Here is a 21284-nt window from a genome sequence, read left to right on the forward strand (position 1 = left end):
CGTAGGTCTGGGCGGTGAGGGTGGAGACGAGGTTGCGGTGGGTGGAGAGGATGCCTTTGGGTCGGCCGGTGGAGCCGGAGGTGAACATCACGCATGCCACGTCCGAGGGCGTCAGGACCACGCCGAGACCGGTCTCCGCCCGGGCGTCGATCAGGTCACGGTCCGTGTCGGTGAGGGTGGTGTGCCAGGGGCCGCTCACCCTCAGGTGGTGGCGTGCATCGGTGACCAGGGTGTGGAGGGTGGCGTCGTGGGCGGTGCCCGTGAGGCGTTCGTCGGGGAACTCGGGGTCCAGGAGGGCGTATCCGGCGCCGGTTTTGACGACGGCGAGGACGGCTGCGGCGAAGTCGGTGCCGCGGTCGAGGAGGATGCCGGCGAGGTGTCCGCGGCGCAGGCCCTGTGCGGCGAGGTGGTGTGCGAGGCGGTTGGCGCGGCGGTCGAGCTCCGCGTAGGTGACCTCCTGGTCCTCGAAGACGACGGCGCGGGCGTCGGGGCGCAGGCGGGCCTGTTCCTCGAAGAGTTCCGCCAGGGTCCCTTCCCCGATGTCGGCGCGGGAGCCGGTCCACTCCTCCAGTACCTGCCGGCGCTCGGCCTCCCCGAGCAGCTCCACCCGCGACAACGGCAGCTCCAGGTCCTCCAGCACCGCCTCCACGAACCGTACGAACCGGTCCTGGTGACCCGCCACCGCCGCGATGTCGCACACCGCGGCTGCCGCGTCGAAGTCGATCCGCAGGCCGTCCTGCGGCCCCAGGTCGTACACGCCGACCGCGAGGTCCTCCACCGGGCCGTTGCTCAGGTTGTGCTGGGTGGTCGGGAACCCGCAGAAACGCATCCCCGGCGTGAACGCCATGATGTTGACCAGTGGGGCCGCGATCCGCCGCTCGCCCTCGCCGAGGCCCAGGTCACGGCAGATGTCCTCATACCGTGTCCGCTGGTGCCGCAGCCCCGTACGGGTCTCCGCGACCACCGAGCCCAGCAGGTCCGAGGCCGACCCCCCTGCCGCCACCGCGATCCGCAGCGGCACCACGTTCGACAGCATGCCGGGCGTGCACCGTGCCAGTTCCGTCCGCCGGGCGGTCACCGGCAGTCCCAGCACCAGCTCCGGGCTTCCGCTGACCCGGTGCAGGTACCCCGCGACCAGCGAGATCACCAGCATCGTCCACGGCGCCCGGCGGGCCCGGGCCGCCTCCCGCAGCTGCTCCACCCGGTCCGGTGGCAGCACCACCGTCCGCCGTACGAAGGGCAGTTCGCCCCGCACCGGCACTCCGCCCGACCTGCCCTCGCCCAGCCGCGGGGTCTGCGGCAGCCCGTCGAGGTGCGCCGTCCAGTGCGCGCGGTCCGCGGCCGCCTCCGGGGAGGAGCGGTACGCCTCCTCCTCCGCCAGCAGACCGGCCAGCGAGCCGAAGGGGCTCGGCCCCCAGGGCTCCCCGGCGCCGGCCTGCTCGTACAGCTCGACGAGCCGGCGGTCGAGGAAGGAGATGCCCATGCCGTCGATGGCGAGGTGGTGGAAGGCGTGGAAGTAGAACCACCGCTCCACCCCCTCGTCGGTCCTGCCCGCCCGGATCAGCACGTGCCGGGTGAGCCAGTCGGCCGTCAGGTCGAAGGGCCGCGCCAGTTCGGCGGCCATCCGCTCACGGGCCGCCGCCCCCGGGTCCTGCTCCCCGCTGAGGTCCAGCAGCTCCAGGGCCCGGCCTTCCGGTTCGGGGTGCAGCAGCTGCCACAGGCCGCCGTCCTCGTCCGCCCCGGTGCCGCGCAGCCGCAGTGCGTCCGCCTCCCGCGCCAGCTGGTACCAGCAGCGGGCGAACAGGTCGGCGTCGAGCGCTCCCAGGATCTCCCGGTACTCCCCGATGTTGTAGCGGCAGCCCGAGGCGTCCAGGCCGTGGGCCATCCAGATGTCGCGCTGCGCGGCGGACAGGGGCAGCCGCACAGCGGCCGGCCCGTGCGCGGTGTCCTGGTCGGACGCGTTGGGGGACATGCACTGGCTCCTCGGAATAGTCTCTGCGGCGGGATTGCGCCGAAGCACCATGGATCGGCGGTGGGACGGGCTGGGTCGTGCGGGGAAGGCGCCGCGGTCAGCGGCGGTGGTGCGTCGGGACTGCTGGGCGGTCCGGCCGTACGTCATCCAACCCGCGGGCCGCGGGCCACAGCGGCAGTTGCTCCGGCACTCGGGAAGCAGTTCACGCCCCGGCGGCAGCCGCCAGGCCGGCTCCGCAGGCGGCCCGGACCAGGCCCAGCACCCGGAAGCGGGAGCTGCCGCCCTCGTGGGCGGCCCGGACGGCCCCGCCGAGCAGCAGCTCACGAAGCATCCGGCCGCACTCCGCCAGCCCGAGTCCGGTGAGCCCGGTCAGGTCGGCCAGCGCGAACTCCTCGTCGGGGCGGTGGCAGAGCCGGAGCAGCAGCTCCCGGGCGGCCGGCGGCAGCCGGTCCATCCGGTCCCGCAGCGCGGTGCGGAAGCCTTCCGCCCCGGCGGCTGCGCCGCTGCCCGTGCCCAGGTGGTCCAGCAGGGCCGCCGGGTCGGCGCGCAGGCTCTGGCACAGGGCGGCCAGGTCGCACACCACCAGCCAGGACGCCGCGGCCGCCAGCGCCCCCGGATGCCCGTCCAGACGGCGGCAGATCCACGCAGCCCGCTCCAGGTCGGCGTGGACCGGAACGAACTCCGGCCGCACCCGCCGGACCTGGTCGAGGAAGACCCGTACCGCCGCGGCGGCCGGGTCCACCGCGCCTTCACCCGGCACCTCCAGCGGAGCCAGCAGGAAGATCCGCTCGCCCGGGACCTCCCACGGCCGGTCCGAGGTGACCAGCAGCCGCAGCCCCGGGCAGGCGCGCAGCAGCCCGGTCAGCCGGTCGACCCGCGGCGGGTTCGCCGGAGCCCCGTCCAGGACGAGCAGGGCCGGCTGCTCGCCGAGCAGCTCGGCAAGGTCCGCGACGGCTTCCGGGACCTCGTCGGGCCGCCCCGGTGCCGGCGAGCACAGACCGGCCACCACCGCTGCGACCTGGTCCGCCGACTCGCCGCCGGCGCAGCCGAGGTAGTCGGCGGCCGCCCCCGGGAAGGCGTGCCACAGCACCGGCATCCCGGCCGTGTGGAGGCGGGCGGCGACCTCCAGCGCCAGCCGGGTCTTGCCCACCCCGGTCAGCCCCACCACGTTCACCAGCCGCTCGGTGCCCGCAGCCAGTTCCCCTGCCAGGACGGCGGCTTCCGCGTCCCGGCCCACCACCGGATGCAGGGCGGCCGGCGGCGCGGGCAGCTCGGCCGGGCCGTGACCGGCGGCCCGGCCCTGCTGGGCGGCCGCCTCCAGCGCGGCCCGGGCCCGCGGGCCGAGACGCAGCGCGTCGGCCATCAGCCGCAGGGTGTCGGGGCGGGGCCGTCTGGCCTTGCCCTGCTCCAGATCGCGGATGGCTCTGACGCTGATCGTCGACAGGTCGGCCAGCTCCCGCTGGGTCAGCCCGGTCCGCAGCCGGTGGGCGCGTATCAGGGGGCCGAGCGCCGTGGCGGCGGTGGGACCGGTCGACAGGTGCTGCGCAGGTGTGTGCGCGGTGGTGGTGTGCCCGTTCATGTGTGCGCTCCCGGCGAAGGTGGTGGGGAACGGCGCGGCCTGGGGTGAGGTGGCCCGGTTCCTGCTTCCCATCGTCGGCAGCCCGCTATCGCCCCGGCATCCCGCTGCGAACGGCCCCCGGCGGCCGGTCCTATCGCCTGCACTCCCCGCCCGGACGGGAGGCCGCGGCGTGATAGCGCGGCGATAGGAGCGGGGCCGGTCCCGGGATTCCCGCCGTTCCTAACGTGGTGTCCACAAGCCAGGGAGCGCCCCGGAAGAGCCGGAGCGCACCGACGAAAGGACCCGAGATGAACCTCGCCCACGCCGTCCGCGCCGCCCTCGTCACCGTCGCCCTCGCCGGGGCCGCCGTACTCGGCACCCAGGTCGCCCAGGCCGACGGCCCGGCCGTCCCCGCCACCCCCGCCGGCACCAGCGTCCCCGCGGCGGCCACCCCCTCGCCGACCGCCACCCACGAGACCAACCCCTGGGACTGACGCCGCGCAGCGGACCTCAGACCCCGGCGGCGGAACCCGTCGCCGGCGCACGCACCACGGACGCCAGCGCGTCCAGGGCAACCACCGCACCACTCGCACCGGCCGAACCGCCCGCACCGGCCGCACCGGCCGAACCGCCCGCACCGGCCGCACCACCCGCACCGGCCGCACCACCCGCACCGACCGAACCGCCCGCACCGGCCGCACCCGCCGGAGCAAGCGCTCCCCCCGGCCCCGCCGGGCCCAGCAGCCGCTCCGCCTCCGCGAGTTCCGGCTCCATCCGCCGGTCACGGAACGCCCGGACCGCCGTCTCCAGCAGCTCCCGCGACCGGGAGAGCTCCGCGGCACCACCACTCGCCGCGAGCAGCCGCGCCAGGTCCATCCGTACGAGCGCGGCACCGCCCTGGTCCATGATCTGCTCCCGCACCGACAGGGCCTGCGCATAGAACCCCTGAGCCGCCTCGCCCCGGCCCATCTCGGCGTACGCGTGCCCCAGGTCCCGCAGCAGGTGCCCTTCGCCTATCACGTCCCCGCCGTCCCGGCACAGTTCCAGCACCTCGCTGAACGTCCGTACAGCCCGGTCGTGTTCGCCCTGCCCCTGCAGCAGCTGCCCCGCCCGGCGCATGGTCCGCGCCTGGCCCCCCGTGTAGCCCACCGAGCGGTAGATGGACAGCGCCTCGTCCAGTCGGCTCTGCGCGGCCGCGGTCTGCCCGCGCCGCATCCAGATGTGCGCGCTCTGGGTCAGGACGATGGCCCTGCCCACCACATCACCGACCAGGTCGAAATCCCGCAGCGCCCGGTCGTACAGGGTCATCGCCCGGTCCTCGTTGCCCCGCATCCGCTCCAGCAGTGCGAGGTCCCGGTGGCACAGGGCCAGTCCCTGCCGGTCGCCGAGCTCCTGGAACACCCCGAGCGCCGAGGTCAGCGCTGTACGAGACTCCTCCGGCTGGCTGCGGCCCAGGTAGAGCGCGCCGAGCGAGCTGAGGAGCGCCGCGCTGCCGCGCCGGTTGCCCGCCGCCCGGACGGCCTCCAGGGCCAGCTGGTGCGTGCGCTCCCAGTCGTCGAAGTACCCGCGCGCCTCGAACAGCGTCGCCAGGGTCGTCGCCAGGTCCCAGCACAGTTCGTCCATCTGCTCCCGCGCCGCGTGCTCGACGGCCTGGACCAGGTTCGCGTGCTCGCTGTCCAGCCACTCCAGCGGGTCCACGAGCAGTTCGTCCACACAGCTCGCCGGCGGCTCCCAGCGGGGTGCCGTGCCGTGCAGCACCGTGAAGTCCCCGCCGTAGATCCGCCGGTGGGCCTGCTCCGCCAGGGACAGCCAGCCGCCCATCATCCGGCCGAGCGCCGCCGACTGCACGGCCGGCTCGTCGTGCACGGCGAGCTGCTCCCGGGCGAAGACCCGGATGATCTCGTGGAAGCGGTAGCGGAACCCGCCCGTGGACTCCACCCCGACGACGTCCAGCATCTGGACGTCGACCAGCGGCTCCAACAGGTCCGAGGGGAACGGCCGGTGGTCGTCGAGCAGGGCTCCGGCCAGCCATCCCGGCAGCGTCGCGCCCTGCGCCAGGCTCAGCAGGCGCAGCAGCCGTCGGTCCTCGGCGGCCAGCCCGTCATGGGTCAGGGACAGGCTGGCCCGCATGGTCATCTCGCCGTGCGTGAGCTCGTCGAGGCGGTGCCGCTCGTTGGCCAGGCGGTGCACCATCGAGGCCAGCGTCCAGTGCGGGCGGGCCGCCAGCCGGGCCGCCACGATGCGCAGCGCGAGCGGCAGTCCGCCCACGGTGCGGATGAGGGCCTCGGCGGCGGCTCCCTCGCGTGCCACGCGGTCGCCGCCGACGACGCGCACCAGCAGCTCCAGGGCCCGCTCGGTGTCCATGACGTCCAGTTCGACGCGGTACGCCCCGGGCAGTCCCGTCAGCCGGACCCGGCTGGTGACCAGCACCGCGCAGCTGTTGCTGCCGGGCAGCAGGGGGCGGATCTGGCTCTCGGACGCGGCGTCGTCGAGCACCACCAGCACCCTGCGCGAGGCCAGCAGCGTCCGGTACATCTCGGCCCGCTCGTCCTGCGACTCGGGGATCACCGGGCCGGGGATGCCCAGGGCCCGCAGGAACCGGCCGAGTACCTCCGCGGCGGTCGCGGGCGCCCCCGTGCCGCGCAGATCGCAGTACAACTGGCCGTCCGGGAAACCGGTCTCGCTGAGGCGGTGCCCGATGTGCGTGGCCAGGGTCGACTTACCGGTGCCGGGCTTCCCGACGATCACGGCGAGGCCCACGGCACGCCGGCCGCCCTCACCGAGCAGGTTCCGCTCGATCCGGTCGATCTGCTCCTCGTCGCCGACGAAGTCGGAGGTGTCGGCCGGCAGTTGGCGCGGAGCCTCCTCGCGGTACGCGGGCCCCTCGAAGGGGTCGGCGGTCCCGCCCCGCGGCCGGGGCGCCCCGGCCGCGGTGAGGTCGGAGCCCGCCTGGCGGGGAAACGCCGCCACGGCCGCCTCCGCCGGGCGCGGCAGGGCGTCCCCGCGGACGCGCGGCGGCGTACCGCCTCCCGCCCCCGCGTCCGGTCCGCCGACGCCGCCGGACGGCCCGCCGCCCGGTTCCCCGGAGCCGGATCTCCCGCCGCCGGGTCTGTCCTCCCCGCGCCCGTGCCCGCCGGCCGGCGCCGTCGCACCGCCGTCCGTCCGGGTGCCCGCACGGGAGGTGCCCGGGGGCCGGGTCTGCGACCGGCCGCCGTATCCGTCCGAGACCTGCCCGGACGGGGCCGGGACCTCGCCCGACAGGATCGCCGACTCCAGCCGGCGCAGTTCCCCGCCCGGCTCCAGGCCCAACTCCTCCACCAGCAGCTCCCGGCCCACCCGGTAGCTCTCCAAGGCCTCCGCCTGGCGGCCCGAGCGGTACAGGGCGAGCATCAGCTGCCCCCGCAGCCGCTCCCGCAAGGGGTGGACCCGCACCAGCAGCTGGACCTCGCCGACGAGCTGGTGGTGGCGCCCCAGGTCCAACTCCAGTTCGATCCGGGTCTCGGCCGCGATCAGCCGCTCCTCGTCGAGCTGGAGCGCCTTGCTGCGCAGCGTGTCGCTGGACACCCCGCTGAGGCAGTCGCCCTGCCACAACTCGCCGGCGCTGCGCAGCAGTTCCACGGCTTCGGCCGCGCCGCCCTGCCGGCCCAGCATGCGGGCGTCGGCCACCTTGCGGGCGAAGACGGCCGCATCGACGAGATCGCCCTCGGTCTTGAGGACGTACCCGGGGGGCCGGGTGGTGATGGCCGCGGCGATCTCCGCCTTCGTGAACAGCTTGCGCAGCCGCGACACGCAGATCTGCACCTGGGTGCGGGCCGTGTCCGGCGGCTCGTCGTCCCAGATCAGGTCGACCAGGTAGTCGGTGCTGACGACGCGGTTCGCCTCCAGGAGCAGGGCGGCCAGGATGACCTCCTGGCGTCCCGGCGGGACCCTGACCGGACCACCGCCGCCGGTCACCTGTAACGGTCCGAGAATCCGGAACACGACGGAATCCGGGGTGGCCGGCACCCCGCCGGGCGAAGCAGTCATGAGTCTCCCAGCTGGGGGCACGCCTGAGAACGAGTGGAGCGCGAGGGTCAGTCTTCCCGAACACCTCTCCGGTTGTAAATGGTGTGGAGATTCCGTGATGGTTCCCGCGGCCGGTGATAGGCCCGCGATAGCACCGAGTTGCGCCCGCGGCGCACGGTGGTACCTGCCGCCACCTGCCGGGGTGCGGGCCGTACGGAAGGACATCCCCCCATGAACAGCCGGAACGCCAGGAGGCTCCCGCCCAGCCCCGTCGTCACCGACTCCGGAGTCGACCACGTACGCCTCGCCTACCACTACCTCGACTGCGGCGACCTCGACGGATACGGCTCCCTCCTGCACGCCGGCGCCCTCGGCGTCGCCGAGCTGGAACGCCCCGCCGCCGGTGCGCGCCACCACATCACCCGGATCGTCGCCGAAGGGGACTGCGTCGTGGCGATGGGCCGGCTCTCGCCCCAACAGCAGGATTTCGTGGACGTGTTCACCCTCTCCGCCGAGGGCATGCTGCGGGCCTGCCGCCGCTACTACGGGGCCGGACCGGCCCACCACCGCTGACCTCCCGGGTCCGGGCGCGGCGGGCGCGGCACAGGTTGACGCCCCGGGGGGTTGCGACCAACCCGGCCGTTCCCGGCGCCGCGTCCGCCGGGCGGCGCTATGGTGCGGGCGGGGACGACTGCACGAGGGGGGCGGGGCGGCGATGCGTTTTCTCTTTGTCCACGGCACGGGGGTCAGGCGCGAGCGGCACGACACGCTCTTCGCCCTGGTCCGCGACCGCCTCACCGCCCGGTTCCCGCACGCGTCCGTCGAGTCCTGCTACTGGGGCGACCGCTTCGGCGCGGCCCTCGGAGCCGGCGGCGTCTCCGTACCGGGCCTGCGCCCGCGGCCCGTACCCGCCGGCCCCGGCCCGGGGGACGCCGAACCCGGCCCCGGGGACGCCCGACCCGACCCGGTGGACGCCGGGACGGCCGAGTGGGCCCTGCTGTTCGCCGACCCGCTCTGCGAGGTACGGGTACTGGCCGAAGCCGGCTGGGACACCGCAGACGGCGACGGCGGCGACGACGCCTTCGCCATGCCCGGCGTCCGCTCCGCCGGGGACCGGGTACGGGACCTGCTGGACCTGCTGGCCCGGACCGCCGGACAGCCGCCGACGGGCCCCCCGGCGCCCGACGGGGAAGCGGGCGCCGCCGGAGCCGAACTGGCCGCACTGCTGCACGGCACCGGACTCGCCGCCTCCTTACCCGCAGCCCTCGACTCCGTCGCCCGTTCCGCAGAGGCCGCCCGGGCCGCGCAGCGCGCCACCGGCGAAGCCCAGGCCCGCGAACTGGCCACCGCCCTCGCCCGGGCCGTGACGGCCGACGCCCTCGCCCGCGCCGGAGCCGAGGCCGACTGCACCGGCGCCGAGCGGGACCGCCTCGTCGAACTGCTCACCGCCCGCCTCGGCGGCGACGCCCGCTTCCCCGGCTCCCGCGCGGCCGCCGTCCTCGGCCGGCTCGCCCAGCGCGTCACCACCCAGCCCCTGCTCAACGCCTGGCGCGGCTCCCTCACCGCCGGAGCCACCCCCGCCGTCGGCGACATCCTCCGCTACCAGGCCCGCGGCCACGCCCTCCGGGACTTCCTGCACGAGCGGATCACCGCCGCCCCCGGAGCGACCGTACTCATCGGGCACAGCCTCGGCGGGATCGCCCTGGTGGACCTCCTCGCCCTCGCCGCGGCCCGGGGCGAGCCCGTCCCCGGCGCGCACCTCCTCGTCACCGTCGGCTCGCAGGCGCCCTTCCTCCACGAACTCGGGGCGCTGACCGCCCTCGCGCCCGGCGCGCAGCTGCCGCCCGGCTTCCCGCACTGGCTCAACGTGTACGACCGCCAGGACGTGCTCTCCTACCTCGCCGGGCCGGTCTTCCCCGGCGATCCGCGCGTCAGCGACCACGAGGTCGCCAGCCGCCAGCCCTTCCCCGCCAGCCACAGCGCCTACTGGAAGCAGGACTCCCTCTACGAGCGGATCGGACAGGCGGTGGCCGAGGCGGGGACCGGGTGATTCCCCCCGGCCTGCTGCCCCCGGGACTCGGCCCCCGGCGCACCTTCGCGCTCGTCGCCGGGGTCGAGCGGTACGGGATCAGCCGCCACTGGGACCTGCGCGGCCCCGCCCGCGACGCCCTGCGGTTCGCCCGCTGGCTGACCGGCCCGGGGGAGGTGCCCCCGGGCAACGTCCGGCTGCTGCTGTCCCCGCTCGACGAACCGGACTCCCTGGACTGGCCCGACTCCCCGCCCATGGCCGCACTGCGGGCGGCCCACCGCCCGGCCACGGAGGCCAATGTGAAGGCGGCCCTGCTCGACGAACTCCCGCAGTGCGACGGCGACCTGCTGTGGATCTTCTGGGCCGGGCACGGCTACCTCGGGCAGCACCGCCAGGAGCTGATCCTGCCCTGCGCCGATGCCAGCGCCGGCCAGATCCGCCACCTCAACCTCGACTCGGCGCTGCGCTGGTGGCGCACCGACCTGGTCACCCGGCGCCGGTTCCCGCTGCAGGCCGCCCTCGTGGACTGCTGCCGGGTCAGCGCGCCCCGCGACGGCCGGCTGAACTTCGGCACCACCGACTACGGCGGCGGGAGCGCCGTCCCCGGCCGACGCCAGTTCCGGCTGTACGCCTCCCGCGAGGGCGAGGCCGCGCAGAACGACGCCGAACGCGGCGCCGGACGCTTCACCGACGCCCTGATCGGCGAACTCGGCCAGCGGTCCGTACGGGAGGGCGTCACCGGGCTCCCGGCCGCCGCCCGCAGCATCCACCGCAGCTTCCAGGAACTGCGCGAACGCGGCGAGGGCTGGCAGCTGCCGCAGTTCCTCGTGGACCGGGACTGGGACGCCTGCTCCTTCCTGGACGAAGACCCCGAGGAGCGGCCCGGAGCCGCTCCGGCCCGCGCCCCCCGGCTCGACCAGAGCGCCTGGGACGCGCTCGGCGAACTCTTCGAAGGCCGCGACCTGCCGCGCTGCGCCCACGAGGCCTACACCTGGGCGTTCAAGGCGGCCGGCTGCGCCGCCCCCGTCGCCGGCGGTCTGCCGGGGGACAGCCTGCTGGAGGTGGTGCAGGACTTGGACGAACGGCAGGGCGGCCCGGAGGGCATGCCGCTCGCGGTGCCCTTCGTCCGCTTCCTGGCCGACCGGGCCGCGGCGGGCGACGGCCCGTGGGCGGCCCGCCTGCGGGACTGGGTGCACGGCACCCGGGAGCGGCTGCGGCTGCCCGCCCTCCCCCCGCCGCCGGCCCCGCCCCGCAGGACGGCCCTGCACGTCCGGCTGGAAGCACCCCCGGGCGGCGGCAGCGGCTACCTGGCCCGCATGTGGCTGCGGCGCGACCACGGCCGGCAGCAGGTCACCGAACACGTCTGGGAGGCCGAGGGCAGCCCGGTCGGCCTGGACGCCGTACGCGAGGAGCTGGTGCACCGGCTCGGCGGGATCGCCCGCACCCCCGGCGGCGGCCCCGACGCCGGACAGCCCTTCGACGGCGTCGAGCGCATCGAGTTCCACGTGCCGTACGAGCTGCTGGACACCGCCTTCGACCAGTGGCCGGTACCGCGCGGGCCCGGCCGCCGCACCACCCGGGCCCTCGGCCTGCTCCACCAGGTGGTGGTGCGCTGCCCGCAGGAACGCGAGGACGCGCAGGCGCCCTGGCGCGGCAAGTGGGCCTGGCTCGGCCGCCAGGGCGGACGGCACGCCGACGCGGTCCGGACGCTCGCGGACCCGGAGGTCACGGACGTCCTCGGGCTGGAGCTCGCAGCGGGACCGGCACCGGCCTGCGTGCTCGCCCACACCACGGGGGGAACCCGGACCGAGGCCCTGCTGGACGCCGTACTCGAAGGGGGGGTCCCGGTGATGGTGTGGCGGCGCGGGGGCGGCGCACCGCCCGGCGGACTCCTCGCGCTGCTCGCACCGCCCGGTGGCCCGGACCAGGCCCCGGACCCCGCCGCCCTGGACGTACTCGCGCTGCCCGCCCGGGTACGGGAGCTGCGCCGGGCCGCCGCGGGCGCCGGCCGGACCGCCGGTCCGGACGGCCAACCGGCCGAAGGGGCAGACCGGTTGGTGCTGCTGTGGGACGATCCCGACGACACCCTCACCCTCCGCTCCCTGTCGTGACGCCGATGCCCGTGCCGATGTCGATGCCGACGCCGACCGCGACCGACCCCATCCGAGCCGACCCGGGGCCACCCGGGCCGACCCGACGCCCGTCCCCGACCGACCGCGACCGACCGCGACACCCGACCATGGAGGAAGAGGCAGTGGCGAAGGACTGGTGGCTGTACCACGGGACCGGTGAGGGCGCGGTCCGGCGCGCCCGCCTGGAGGCCGCACCCCCGCCGCCCTGGCGGGACTTCACCGGCACCCCCGACCCGGACCACGAGCCGCCCGGATGCGCGGGACCGGCCTGGGAACGCACCCGGCGCCGCGGGCAGGGCTATGTGCCCGACGACCCGGAGAAGGACGTGGTGAACACCGCCCTTCACCTGCGCAGGCCCCTGTTGATCACCGGCAAACCGGGCGTCGGCAAGTCCACGCTCGCCTACAGCATCGCCGCGGACCTGGAGCTGGGCCCCGTACTGCACTGGCCGATCACCAGCCGGACCGTCCTGCGGGACGGCCTCTACCTGTACGACGCCATCGGCCGCCTCCAGGAAGCCGGACTGGAGCAGCTGCGCGCCCCCGGCACGCCCGCCTTCCCGGCAGGACCCGACGCCTCCGGGGCCCCGGCCGGCCCCTCGATCGCCCGCTACCTGCGCCTGGGGCCGCTGGGCACCGCGCTGCTGCCGCAGGACCGGCCGCGGGTCCTGCTCGTCGACGAGATCGACAAGAGCGACATCGACCTGCCCGGCGACCTCCTCACCGTCTTCGAGGACGGCGGCTTCGACATCCCCGAACTGGCCCGGCTCGCCAAGGAGGACCCCACCGTGGCCATCGGCACCGACGACGACCCGGATGCCGCCGTACGCATCACCCAGGGCCGCGTCCAGTGCCGGTACTTCCCCGTCGTGGTCCTCACCAGCAACGGCGAACGCGACTTCCCGCCCGCCTTCCTGCGCCGCTGCGTCCGGCTGCACCTGGAACCGCCGCGCCTGGACAAGCTCGCCCGCATCGTGCAGCAGCGCCTCAAGGTCGACATCGACGGCCGGGAGGAGTACCAGGAACTCGTCCGGAGCTTCCTCGAACGCGCGGAGGACGGGGACCTGGCGACCGACCAGCTCCTGAACGCCATCCAGCTCCGCCTCGCCGGCGCCTGGTCGGACCCCGACGACCGCGACCGGTTCCTCGGCACGGTGATGCAGCACCTGACGGGCCCCACCGCATGATCGAGGAGCTGCTCGGCGCCTTCGCCGAAGGCGCCGGAGGCAGCGGCCCGCACCCCGCGGCGGGGGCCGAGGAGATCGCCGACATCCTGTGGCTGGCCGCCCGGGTGGACCCGGCCGTCTTCCGGCCGCCCGCCGACACGGCCGCGGCGCAGCGGCCCGCCCCCGCACCGGACCCGTACGACACCGCCGCCACCGCGGACCCCGGGGCCGCAGACGGGGGCGAACCGGCCGCCCGGCTCTACCCCGGACCCGCGCCCGGACCCGCGCCCGGACCCGCCCGTGCGCCGGCCGGGTCCGCCGGCGGACGCCGGGGAACACCCCTGCGGCTGCCCCGCGCGGCCTCCCTGGAAGACCCCCTCGCCCTGATGCGCTCCCTGCGCCCCGTCGGCCGCCGCTCCATCGGCGGACCGGGCGAGGAACTGGACGAGCAGCTCACCGTGGAACGCAGCATCGAACGGATGGTCCCGACCCCCGTCCTGCGCCCCGCCGAGAGCCGCTGGCTGGACCTGGCCCTCGTCGTCGACACCCATCCCTCGATGCTGCTCTGGGCGGACCACGTCGACGAACTCCGGCAGGTCCTGACCCGCAGCGGGGTCTTCCGCGACGTCCGTACCTGGCAGTTGGCCGGCACCGGCCCCGGCGCGGCCCCGATGCTCACCCGCGGACGGGGCGGCCCGCCCCGCAACCCCCTCGAACTGGCCGACCCGGCGGGCCGCCGCCTGATCCTCGTCCTCTCCGACACCGTCGCGGGCGGCTGGCGCCAGAGCCCCCTCCAGGCAGTGCTGCGCCACTGGTGCGGGCACAACGCCGTGGCCGTCCTGAACCTCCTCCCCGAGCGGCTTTGGACCCGGGGCGCCGTCCGGCCCGTCCCCTTCGCCGTCCGCGCCGACCGGCCCGCCGCCGCCACCCGGTCCTGGCAGCAGGTCCCGCTCGGCCGCCGCGCCCGTCCGGCCCGGCCGGGACCGCGCCGCCCCGGCCCGGCCGTCGTCCCGGTGGTCGGCACCGGCTCGGGGAGCCTGGCCCGGCTGGTACGGGTGGTGTCGGGGGACGGGCGGTGGCGGCGCCTGGCCTGCCTGCGCCTGGACGCGGAACCGGCCCGCACGGCGGACGCGCCGCGCGAAGCGGACAGCGCTCCGTCCGAGCCGGCCGGGCCCCTCTCCGCACTCGAAGCCGTGGAGCGCTTCCGTGCCAAGGCCTCCCCGACCGCCCAGCAGCTCGCCGCGCACCTGGCGGCCGTCCCGCTGACGCTGCCCGTCATGACGCTGGTCCGGCGCTCCCTGCTGCGCGACTCGGAGCACGGCCACCTGGCGGAGGTCGCCCTCGGCGGGCTGTTCGCACCGTGGGAGGACGGGGAGCGCAGCCCCGCGGAGGTCGAGTTCCACTTCCTGCCCGGCGTACGCGAGGCCCTGCTCGGGGCCCAGCTGCGCGGGGACGTGGCCGCGGTCCGGGAACTGGTGCGGCGCCGGGTCTGGGAGTTCATGTCCCGCCACCGCGGTACCGGACCCGACTTCTCCGCCACCGAGGTCAGCACCGGGAAGGAGGGCCGCCGCGTGGTCCCCGACGGGGCGATCCCGTTCGCGGCACGGCCCCGCCCGGCCGGGGACCTGCCCCCGGCCCCGGCCCCGGCCCCGGCCGCGACGACGGCCGCCGACATCGCCACGGAACCCCGGGCGGCGCTGCGGGAGCCGCGGGACGGTCGTCTGCGGGACGGGGGTCTGCGGGACCGGGTGGTGCGGGTCCGCTACGACTCCGCCCCGGAACCCCTGGAGGTCGGCACCCTGCTGACCCCGCGGCTGGTGCTCACGGTCGGCGACGGCCGGGCCGCCTCGGGCGTGGTCGCCTGGGTCCGCGCGGGCGACCGGGAGGTGATGTGCCAGCCGGTGTGGTGGGACGAGGCCTCCCCCCGGGTCTTCCTCCTCGCGGCCGACCGTGACCTGGCCGACCCGGACACTTGGCCGCAGCCGCCGGCCTGGGGGGAGCCCCGGTCCGGCGGAAGAACGGAGCGGCTGCGCGTCGACGGGTACACGGGGCAGGGCGAACCGGTGTCCCTGACCGGCGAGGCGGTTCCGTCCGAGGGTGCCCGCAACGGCGAGCTCGTCCGCCTGTCCTCCGAACCCGAGACCTGGACCCACTACCGCGGCGCTCCCGTCTCCCGCGGGGGTGCGCTCGTCGGGATCGTGCACGGGGTCTGGCCGGACCGCATGGTGTTCCTGTCGGCGCAGGCCCTGCTCCGCCAGCCCGGCTTCCAGGCCGCACTCGCCGCCTCCACGGACCCCGGCCGGACGTCGGACGCTTCAGACGGCCCGGCCGTGTCCGCCGCCCCCGCCGAACGGTGGGCCGAGCGGCCGGGCACCCCGATGTGCCTGGTCGTCAGGGTCATCAGGGGCTCGGGCGCCGGATCCGGACCGGCAGCCGGACCGGCGGTCGCCACCCTCCTGCGCAGGATCCTGGCCCGCACCAGGGTGGCCGGACGGGTCGTCGAATCCTCCGAAGCCGAACTGTTCCTCATGGTGGACGCCCCGGAAGCCCTTGCCGGAACGGGCCGGGTCCTCGCTGACCTGCCGGACGCATTCGCCGAGTTGAGGCAGGACCCGGCGCATGCGGAGCTGGCCGTCGTGGTCGGGGCGAGCGCCGGTCCGATGCGCGCCGAGGACCCCGGCTCCCGCGGGGAGGCGGTCGCGGAAGCCGTCCGGCTCCTCGCCCGCCCCGAGGCCACGGGCCGGCCCCGCCCCGACCACGCACCGCCCCTGCGCCTCGTCCTGTCCGACGCACTGTACGAGAGCGTCCGCACGCTGTTGCGGCCCGACGTCCACACCCCCCTGCTCCCGATGACCGGTCCGGCCGGAGGGTGGCTGTGCATCGGGGACCCCGGCCGACTGGGCCGGGCGCTCATCGAGGTCGCCGGGATCCGCAGCGCCGGCCTCGGCTGGCCGCACTGTGGCACGGGCGCCGACGACGTCGATCCGCTCGGCTGCATCGGCGTGCGGCTGCCCGGCTTCCGGCGGTGCCTGGCCCATCTGGACGGCCCGGAACAAGCCGCCCAGCTGGCGTCCCTCGGTCCCGGATCGCCGGTGGACCTGCGGGGGACGACCTTCGAGGGCGGCCTGCTTGCCCGGGTCCTGAATGCGCTGCGGGAAGCGGGGACCGGCCGCCCGCGGCTGGGGCGGGCCGCCTTCGACCGGGCGCACTTCGTGGACGACTGGACGGCACACGAAGCCGAGTTCGCGGACAGTGCCTCCTTCGGCAAGGCCACGTTCGCGGGCCGGACCTCGTTCGACGAGGCCACGTTCGCGGGCCGGGTGACCTTCGAGGGAGCCGTCTTCCAGGGCGAGGCCGGCTTCCGCGGCAGCCGCTTCCACGGCCGGGCCGCTTTCCCCCGTACGGTCTTCGCGCGCCCGCTGACCCTGGCGGACGCGTGCTTCGACGACGGAGTGACCTTCGACCGGGCGGTCCTGGCCGTCTCGGTGTCCCTGGACGGGATGCGGGTGGAGGGGCCGGCCGACTTCAGCCGTACCGACTTCCGCGGCCCGACCGGGATGAGCCACGCCGTCTTCACCGGCCCGGCGTTCTTCTCGTACGCGAACTGGGAGGGCGGACTGCACTGCGCCGGCGCCCTGTTCGAAGGCCCGGTCACCTTCGACCACGCGCACTTCCGGGGCCGGGTGCGGTTCGAGGGCGTGCGCTTCACCTCCGCCACCGGTGTCGCACTGCCTTCCGCGGACGACCCCGACCGCTGGCGGGCCGAACGCAGCCGGGACGGTGCCTACCACCTGCGCCTGCTCGATGACGGGGAGGGGGAGGGGGTTCCGGCACCGGGCCCGGCCTCTGGCCCTGGTCCTGACACCGGCCCCGGTCCCGGCCCCGGTCCCGGCCCCGGACCGCGGGGTTGAGCGGTCCGGCCGTTCAGCCCGCGCCCCGTGAGGCGGCCTCCAGCTGGCGGCTCGCCCGCCGGTCGGCCGTGTCCAGCCCGGCCTCGATCTCGTCCAGCGCCCGGCGGGCCGTCGCGATGCGCTCCCTGACCTCGGACGACGGGTCCGGTCCCTTGCTGCCCGGCGGCGGCGCCCGGTGCGCTTCCGCCTCCATCTCGCGTGCCTCGTCCAGGGAGTTGAGCACCACCCCGATGAGCACGTTCACCAGCACGAAGGAAGCCAGCAGCGCATAGGACGCGTAGTAGATGATGCTGAGGCGGGAGATCTGGAGCCCGGCACGGACCGCGTCGGTGAGCCCGTCCAGGGTGGTCAGCAGGAACAGGGTGAGGGCGGCCCGGCCCACGGAGCCGTAATGCTGCGGGTCGGACTCGGCGAAGCAGACCCAGCCGACCATGGCGTACACGTACAGCACCAGCGCCCCGACGAAGAGGAAGCTCGCGGTGCCCGGCACGCTGCGGCCGACGGCGATGAGCAGGATCCGCAGATGCGGCAGGAACCGGGCGGTCCGCAGCACGCGGGCGAGCCGCAGCAGCCGCAGGACGGTGGTGTTCTCACGGACCATCGGGACGAAGGCGGACGCCACGATCGCGAGGTCGAAAAGGTTCCAGGGATCGCGGAAGAATGCTTTCGGCCGGTCGGCGTACGCACCCAGCCGCAGCAGCATCTCCACCGTGAACAGGGCGAGGCAGCAGTCCTCCGCCGCTCGCAGCGCCTGCCGGTACTCGACGGCGAGCCCGCTGTACGTCTCCAGCCCCATCAGGCAGGCGTTGAACAGGATCGCGCAGAAGACGACCACCCCGAACGCCTGGGCCTCCGTGACCACCCGGCACCGGGCCGCCAGTCTCATCCGCCTGCGTCGGGCCTGCATCGGGTCCGTCATCTCGCTCCTCGTGCTGTGCGGGTGGCGCACGTCGTCGACGTGGGACGGCGCGCCCGGCGGGCGCCCTGATCCGTCCTTCTAACGCCCGACATCCGATGGGGTTTCACCCGCCACGGCTACGCTTCACCTCTCGGCAGCAGAGATCGCGTAGGAGTGTGCCCCGTGCTCGAACCGGTTCAGGAAAACCCCTTCCCCGACAGCCACACCCTCGGCGAGGGACCCGGACCGCACCCGCAGCTGGAACCCGTACTGCCCCTGCTGGGACGCTGGCACGGCCGGGGACGGGGCGAGTACCCCACCCTGGAGCAGGACTTCGCCTACGAGCAGGAGGTCAGCTTCAGCCACGACGGCCGGCCCTTCCTGCGCTACGAGGCCCGCGCCTGGCTGATCGACGGTTCCGGTAAGGCGGTCCGGCCCGCGGGCCGGGAGGCCGGATGGTGGCGGGTCATGCCCGACGCCTCGCTGGAGGTGGTGCTCACCCACGCCACCGGCATCGTCGAGGTCCTGGTGGGACGGGTGGCGGGGGAGGAGATCGAACTGGAGACCGTGGACGTGGCCCGGACCCCGCTGGCCAAGGAGGTCACCGGGACCCGGCGCCGCTACAGCATGCGCGAGGACGAGCTGATGTCCGTACAGGAGATGGCGGCGGTCGGCCAGCCCATGCAGCACCACCTCGCGGCCCGGCTGCGCCGCGCCTGAACGGACCCGCCGGACGTGCGCGCCGCGTCGGACGTGGGCGTCTGACGTCTGACGTCTGCGCCGGACGTGCGCGCGGATGCGGGCGTGGGCCGCGGGGGTCCGGCGGGGCCGGACGGACGGTGGGGGACACCGGCCGGCCGGCCCCGCGGGCTCCGGGGCGGTCAGCTCCTGCCGAGCAGCCCCTTCATGACGTCGATCTCGGCGGACTGCGCCGTGACCACGGCGACGGCCAAGGCCTTGGCCTCGGCGGCGGCGCCCTGCTCCTGCTCCGTGCGCGCCATCTCCACCGCGCCTTCGTGGTGCTTGATCATCAGCTCCATGAAGGCGGTGTCGAAGGCCTGGCCCGAGGCTTTGCCCAGCCGGTCCATCTCCTCGGCGGACATCATCCCGGCGCCGTCGCCCGCGCCGTGCCCGGCATGCCCGGAGGCATCCGCGCCCTCCGCCGGCACCGGCTCGCCCCAGGCGGTGAGCCACCCGGACAGGGTGGCGATCTCCGGGTCCTGGGCCTTCTTGATCTCCTGGGCGAGCCGCTTGACCTGCGGGGACTGCGCCCGGGTGGCTGCGAGGCCGGCCATCTGCACGGCCTGGCGGTGGTGGGGGATCATCCCGGTGGCGAAGGCGACGTCGGCGGCGTTGTGCTGCCCCGGCTCCGTCGCGGGGGACGTCGTACCGGTGGCGGTCCCGGACGGGGAGCCGGCGGGGTGTCCGTTGTGCCCGACGGAACCCCCGCCGGCCCCGCCGCCGCAGGCGGTGAGGACGAGGGCGGCGGTGGCGGCGGCCGCCAGGGCGGCGCAGCGGCGTACGGAGGAACGGTGTGCGGTCATGGTGGTGCAACTCCTTCACGGAAGGACGGCATGCGGACATGAGGACGTGCCGGAACGCGGGCAGCGCCGCGCGGCGGTCCTATATCCGCAGGAGTTGCAGTTCCGACAGGTCGGGCGGCGCCCGGCCCGCGAGGGCGCAGGCCCCAGCAGACCCGTTGGGCGGCCGCATGCAGGGCGCGGCCGTGCCGACGGCCGCGACGGGCACGGGCGGCGCGTACGCGGAGGCGACACCGGCGGCCGCACAGGTTCCGTCCGCGTGATCGAGGTGCGCGGAACCCCCGCCGGGGTGGGCACGGTGCGCTGCGGCCCCGGTTGCAACCTCGGCGGCCTCCACGGCTCCGGCGTGCCCAGCGGCGGTGTGTACCGCCATCCGCCCGCGGCCCGGGCCCTGACCGGGGCCCGCAGCCGGCGCCGGCCGGGGGCCGAGCCCGTGCATGGCCAGGACGCCGGTCAGCACTGCGAGCACCAGCAGGACGAACCCCGGCCCGGCGGGGCGGCGGCTCGTACGGTACGCGGCGGCAATCACGCACTCATCGTACGAGCAGCCCGCACCCCCGGCGCCCCCGCTCCGCCCTTCGGCCCAACGGCCCCGGATCCCGGTGAACCAGCAGACCGGCCGCCTCACCCGTCCCTCCGTGCTCGCGGTACGGGCGGTGCTCGGTCGCGTCTCCTGTGCGGCGACGGCCGGCAAGGCGCCGCCGCCGGGGTGCGGTTCCGCGACGGCTGTCACGCCCCGGCCCGCACGCCCGGCTTCGGCGCCGTCGGCAGGGCCGACAGGCGGGCAGGGGTCCTCCGTGCGTACGCGGCGCCCTGGGCGACCGGCCGGCCCCGGCCCCCTCACCTCTTGCGGACAGAAGATGTCCGCAAGAGGGATTAGCGTGCTGCCCATGGCCTCCAGGACGTTGCACCCGCACTCCGTACTCGGCACCCGCGCCCTCAACCGGGCCACGCTCGCCCGTCAGCTGCTGCTCAGCCGGGCCGAGATGTCCGTGACCGGGGCGGTGGAGCACCTGATCGGGCTGCAGGCGCAGAACGTGAAGCCGCCCTACTTCCAGCTGTACGCCCGCCTGGCCGGGTTCCGGACGGCCGAGCTGGCCGGGCTGATGGAGTCCCGGGAGGTGGTCCGCATGGTCACCCTGCGCTCCACCATCCATACGCACACCGCCCAGGACGCCCTCGCCCTGCGCCCGTTCGTCCAGCCCGCCCGCGACCGCGAGGTGAACCACTTCCGCAAGGGCCTCGCCGGAGTGGACCTGGAGAAGCTCACCGGGCTCGCCCGCGCCTTCGTCGAGAGCAAGCCGCGCACCATGGCGGAGACCGCGAGGAGCTGCTCCGGGAATGGCCCGGGGCCGACCCGCAGTCGCTGTCCGTCGCCGCCCGCTGCCGGCTGCCGCTCGTGCAGGTCACGCCCCGCGGTGTCTGGGGGCGCAGCGGACAGGTCCGGCTGACCACCGTCGAGTCATGGCTCGGCGCCGCCGCCGGCCCGGCGCAACCCGTGGACGAGGTCGTCCTGCGCTACCTCGCGGCCTTCGGGCCGGCCTCCGTCAAGGACATGCAGGTGTGGGCCGGCCTGACGCGGCTGCGGGAGGCCTTCGAACGGCTGCGGCCGGACCTGGCGGTCTTCCGCGACGAGAACGGCGTCGAGCTCTTCGATCTGCCCGACGCCCCCCGCCCCGACCCCGACACGCCCGCGCCGCCGCGCTTCCTCCCCGAATTCGACAATGTGCTGCTCTCGCACGCCGACCGGAGCCGGGTGGTGCCCCCGGAGCTCAAGGGCCGCAGCTGGAGCGGGAACCAGGCCCACTGCACCCTGCTGCTCGACGGGTTCCTCGCCGGGCTGTGGAAGCTCGACGGCACCGCGCTGACCGTCGAACTCTTCGGTACGGCCACCGAGTCGCGCAAGGAGGCGATCGTCGAGGAGGGGCAGCGGATGATCGCCGCCCTGGCCGCCCGCGAACCGGCCGAGCCCACCGGATCAGCCCCCGGGTCCGCCGTCCGGTCCGGGGCCGGCCCGGGCGGTTCCGTGCGCTTCGGGTCAATCCGCGGCTGACGGCGCTCTAGTCGTCCTT

The 21284-nt window shown here is 75.5% G+C and carries 13 protein-coding genes and 1 pseudogene; 8 read left to right on the top strand and 6 right to left on the bottom strand.

Translation table 11 applies throughout. The features are described 5' to 3' along the window. Both ACLJTM_RS16425 and ACLJTM_RS16430 read right to left on the bottom strand, forming a co-directional pair. Positions 1-1972: condensation domain-containing protein (locus ACLJTM_RS16425; protein WP_411104336.1), on the bottom strand; the 1972-nt coding region annotated here is incomplete at its 3' end. Between the two features lie 202 nt (positions 1973-2174). Then, positions 2175-3551, bottom strand: a complete 1377-nt coding sequence (locus ACLJTM_RS16430; protein ID WP_411104337.1) for a helix-turn-helix domain-containing protein — start codon at positions 3549-3551, stop codon at positions 2175-2177. Between the two features lie 287 nt (positions 3552-3838). Between ACLJTM_RS16430 and ACLJTM_RS16435 the strand changes: the two genes are divergently transcribed. Next, the gene (locus ACLJTM_RS16435) at positions 3839-4024 is read left to right on the top strand and encodes a hypothetical protein (RefSeq protein WP_411104338.1); all 186 of its coding nucleotides are present in this window, start codon (positions 3839-3841) and stop codon (positions 4022-4024) included. Between the two features lie 16 nt (positions 4025-4040). On the opposite strand, the gene ACLJTM_RS16440 is transcribed toward ACLJTM_RS16435, so the two are convergent. Then, a complete protein-coding gene (locus tag ACLJTM_RS16440) occupies positions 4041-7556 on the bottom strand; it encodes an AfsR/SARP family transcriptional regulator (RefSeq protein ID WP_411104339.1) in 3516 nt (1171 codons plus the stop codon). A 210-nt stretch (positions 7557-7766) separates the two neighbouring features. Between ACLJTM_RS16440 and ACLJTM_RS16445 the strand changes: the two genes are divergently transcribed. From ACLJTM_RS16445 to ACLJTM_RS16465, 5 genes are all read left to right on the top strand, one after another. Further along, positions 7767-8108: a nuclear transport factor 2 family protein gene (locus ACLJTM_RS16445; RefSeq protein WP_411104340.1), complete on the top strand. Its 342-nt coding sequence runs from the start codon at positions 7767-7769 to the stop codon at positions 8106-8108. A gap of 142 nt (positions 8109-8250) precedes the next feature. After that, complete coding sequence (locus ACLJTM_RS16450) at positions 8251-9585, top strand: hypothetical protein (RefSeq protein ID WP_411104341.1); 1335 nt, start codon at positions 8251-8253, stop codon at positions 9583-9585. Further along, positions 9582-11675, top strand: a complete 2094-nt coding sequence (locus ACLJTM_RS16455) for a hypothetical protein (protein ID WP_411104342.1) — start codon at positions 9582-9584, stop codon at positions 11673-11675. The genes ACLJTM_RS16450 and ACLJTM_RS16455 overlap by 4 nt, the downstream gene beginning before the upstream one ends. A 143-nt stretch (positions 11676-11818) precedes the next feature. After that, a complete protein-coding gene (locus ACLJTM_RS16460) occupies positions 11819-12883 on the top strand; it encodes an AAA family ATPase (RefSeq protein WP_411104343.1) in 1065 nt (354 codons plus the stop codon). Continuing rightward, positions 12880-16773 carry an SAV_2336 N-terminal domain-related protein gene (locus tag ACLJTM_RS16465; protein ID WP_411104344.1) on the top strand — a complete coding sequence of 1298 codons (3894 nt, stop codon included), beginning with the start codon at positions 12880-12882 and terminating at the stop codon, positions 16771-16773. Before ACLJTM_RS16460 ends, ACLJTM_RS16465 begins: the two co-directional genes overlap by 4 nt. Positions 16774-16786: 13 nt before the next feature. Here the strand turns inward: ACLJTM_RS16465 and ACLJTM_RS16470 are convergent, their stop codons facing one another. Further along, positions 16787-17692 carry an ion transporter gene (locus ACLJTM_RS16470; RefSeq protein ID WP_411104345.1) on the bottom strand — a complete coding sequence of 302 codons (906 nt, stop codon included), beginning with the start codon at positions 17690-17692 and terminating at the stop codon, positions 16787-16789. 162 nt (positions 17693-17854) lie between these two features. On the opposite strand from ACLJTM_RS16470, the gene ACLJTM_RS16475 reads away from it, so the two are divergent. After that, a complete protein-coding gene (locus ACLJTM_RS16475; RefSeq protein WP_411104346.1) occupies positions 17855-18391 on the top strand; it encodes an FABP family protein in 537 nt (178 codons plus the stop codon). 161 nt (positions 18392-18552) lie between these two features. On the opposite strand, the gene ACLJTM_RS16480 is transcribed toward ACLJTM_RS16475, so the two are convergent. Beyond that, positions 18553-19215 (bottom strand): DUF305 domain-containing protein, encoded by a 663-nt coding sequence (locus ACLJTM_RS16480; RefSeq protein ID WP_411104347.1) that lies wholly within the window; start codon positions 19213-19215, stop codon positions 18553-18555. A 79-nt stretch (positions 19216-19294) separates the two neighbouring features. Next, complete coding sequence (locus ACLJTM_RS16485; RefSeq protein ID WP_411104765.1) at positions 19295-19738, bottom strand: DUF6153 family protein; 444 nt, start codon at positions 19736-19738, stop codon at positions 19295-19297. 364 nt (positions 19739-20102) lie between these two features. Here ACLJTM_RS16485 and ACLJTM_RS16490 point away from each other — a divergent pair. Further along, positions 20103-21265 (top strand): annotated as a pseudogene (locus ACLJTM_RS16490) (winged helix DNA-binding domain-containing protein). The last annotated feature ends 19 nt before the right edge of the window (positions 21266-21284 follow it).

This window comes from Streptomyces sp. cmx-4-9 (assembly GCF_046548835.1).
Classification (GTDB): Bacteria; Actinomycetota; Actinomycetes; order Streptomycetales; family Streptomycetaceae; genus Streptomyces.

Coding starts and splice junctions, on each gene's coding strand:
- ACLJTM_RS16430 (WP_411104337.1), bottom strand. CDS start 3,551: ATGAACGGGCACACCACCACCGCGCACACACCTGCGCAGCACCTGTCG.
- ACLJTM_RS16435 (WP_411104338.1), top strand. CDS start 3,839: ATGAACCTCGCCCACGCCGTCCGCGCCGCCCTCGTCACCGTCGCCCTC.
- ACLJTM_RS16440 (WP_411104339.1), bottom strand. CDS start 7,556: ATGACTGCTTCGCCCGGCGGGGTGCCGGCCACCCCGGATTCCGTCGTG.
- ACLJTM_RS16445 (WP_411104340.1), top strand. CDS start 7,767: ATGAACAGCCGGAACGCCAGGAGGCTCCCGCCCAGCCCCGTCGTCACC.
- ACLJTM_RS16450 (WP_411104341.1), top strand. CDS start 8,251: ATGCGTTTTCTCTTTGTCCACGGCACGGGGGTCAGGCGCGAGCGGCAC.
- ACLJTM_RS16465 (WP_411104344.1), top strand. CDS start 12,880: ATGATCGAGGAGCTGCTCGGCGCCTTCGCCGAAGGCGCCGGAGGCAGC.
- ACLJTM_RS16470 (WP_411104345.1), bottom strand. CDS start 17,692: ATGACGGACCCGATGCAGGCCCGACGCAGGCGGATGAGACTGGCGGCC.
- ACLJTM_RS16480 (WP_411104347.1), bottom strand. CDS start 19,215: ATGACCGCACACCGTTCCTCCGTACGCCGCTGCGCCGCCCTGGCGGCC.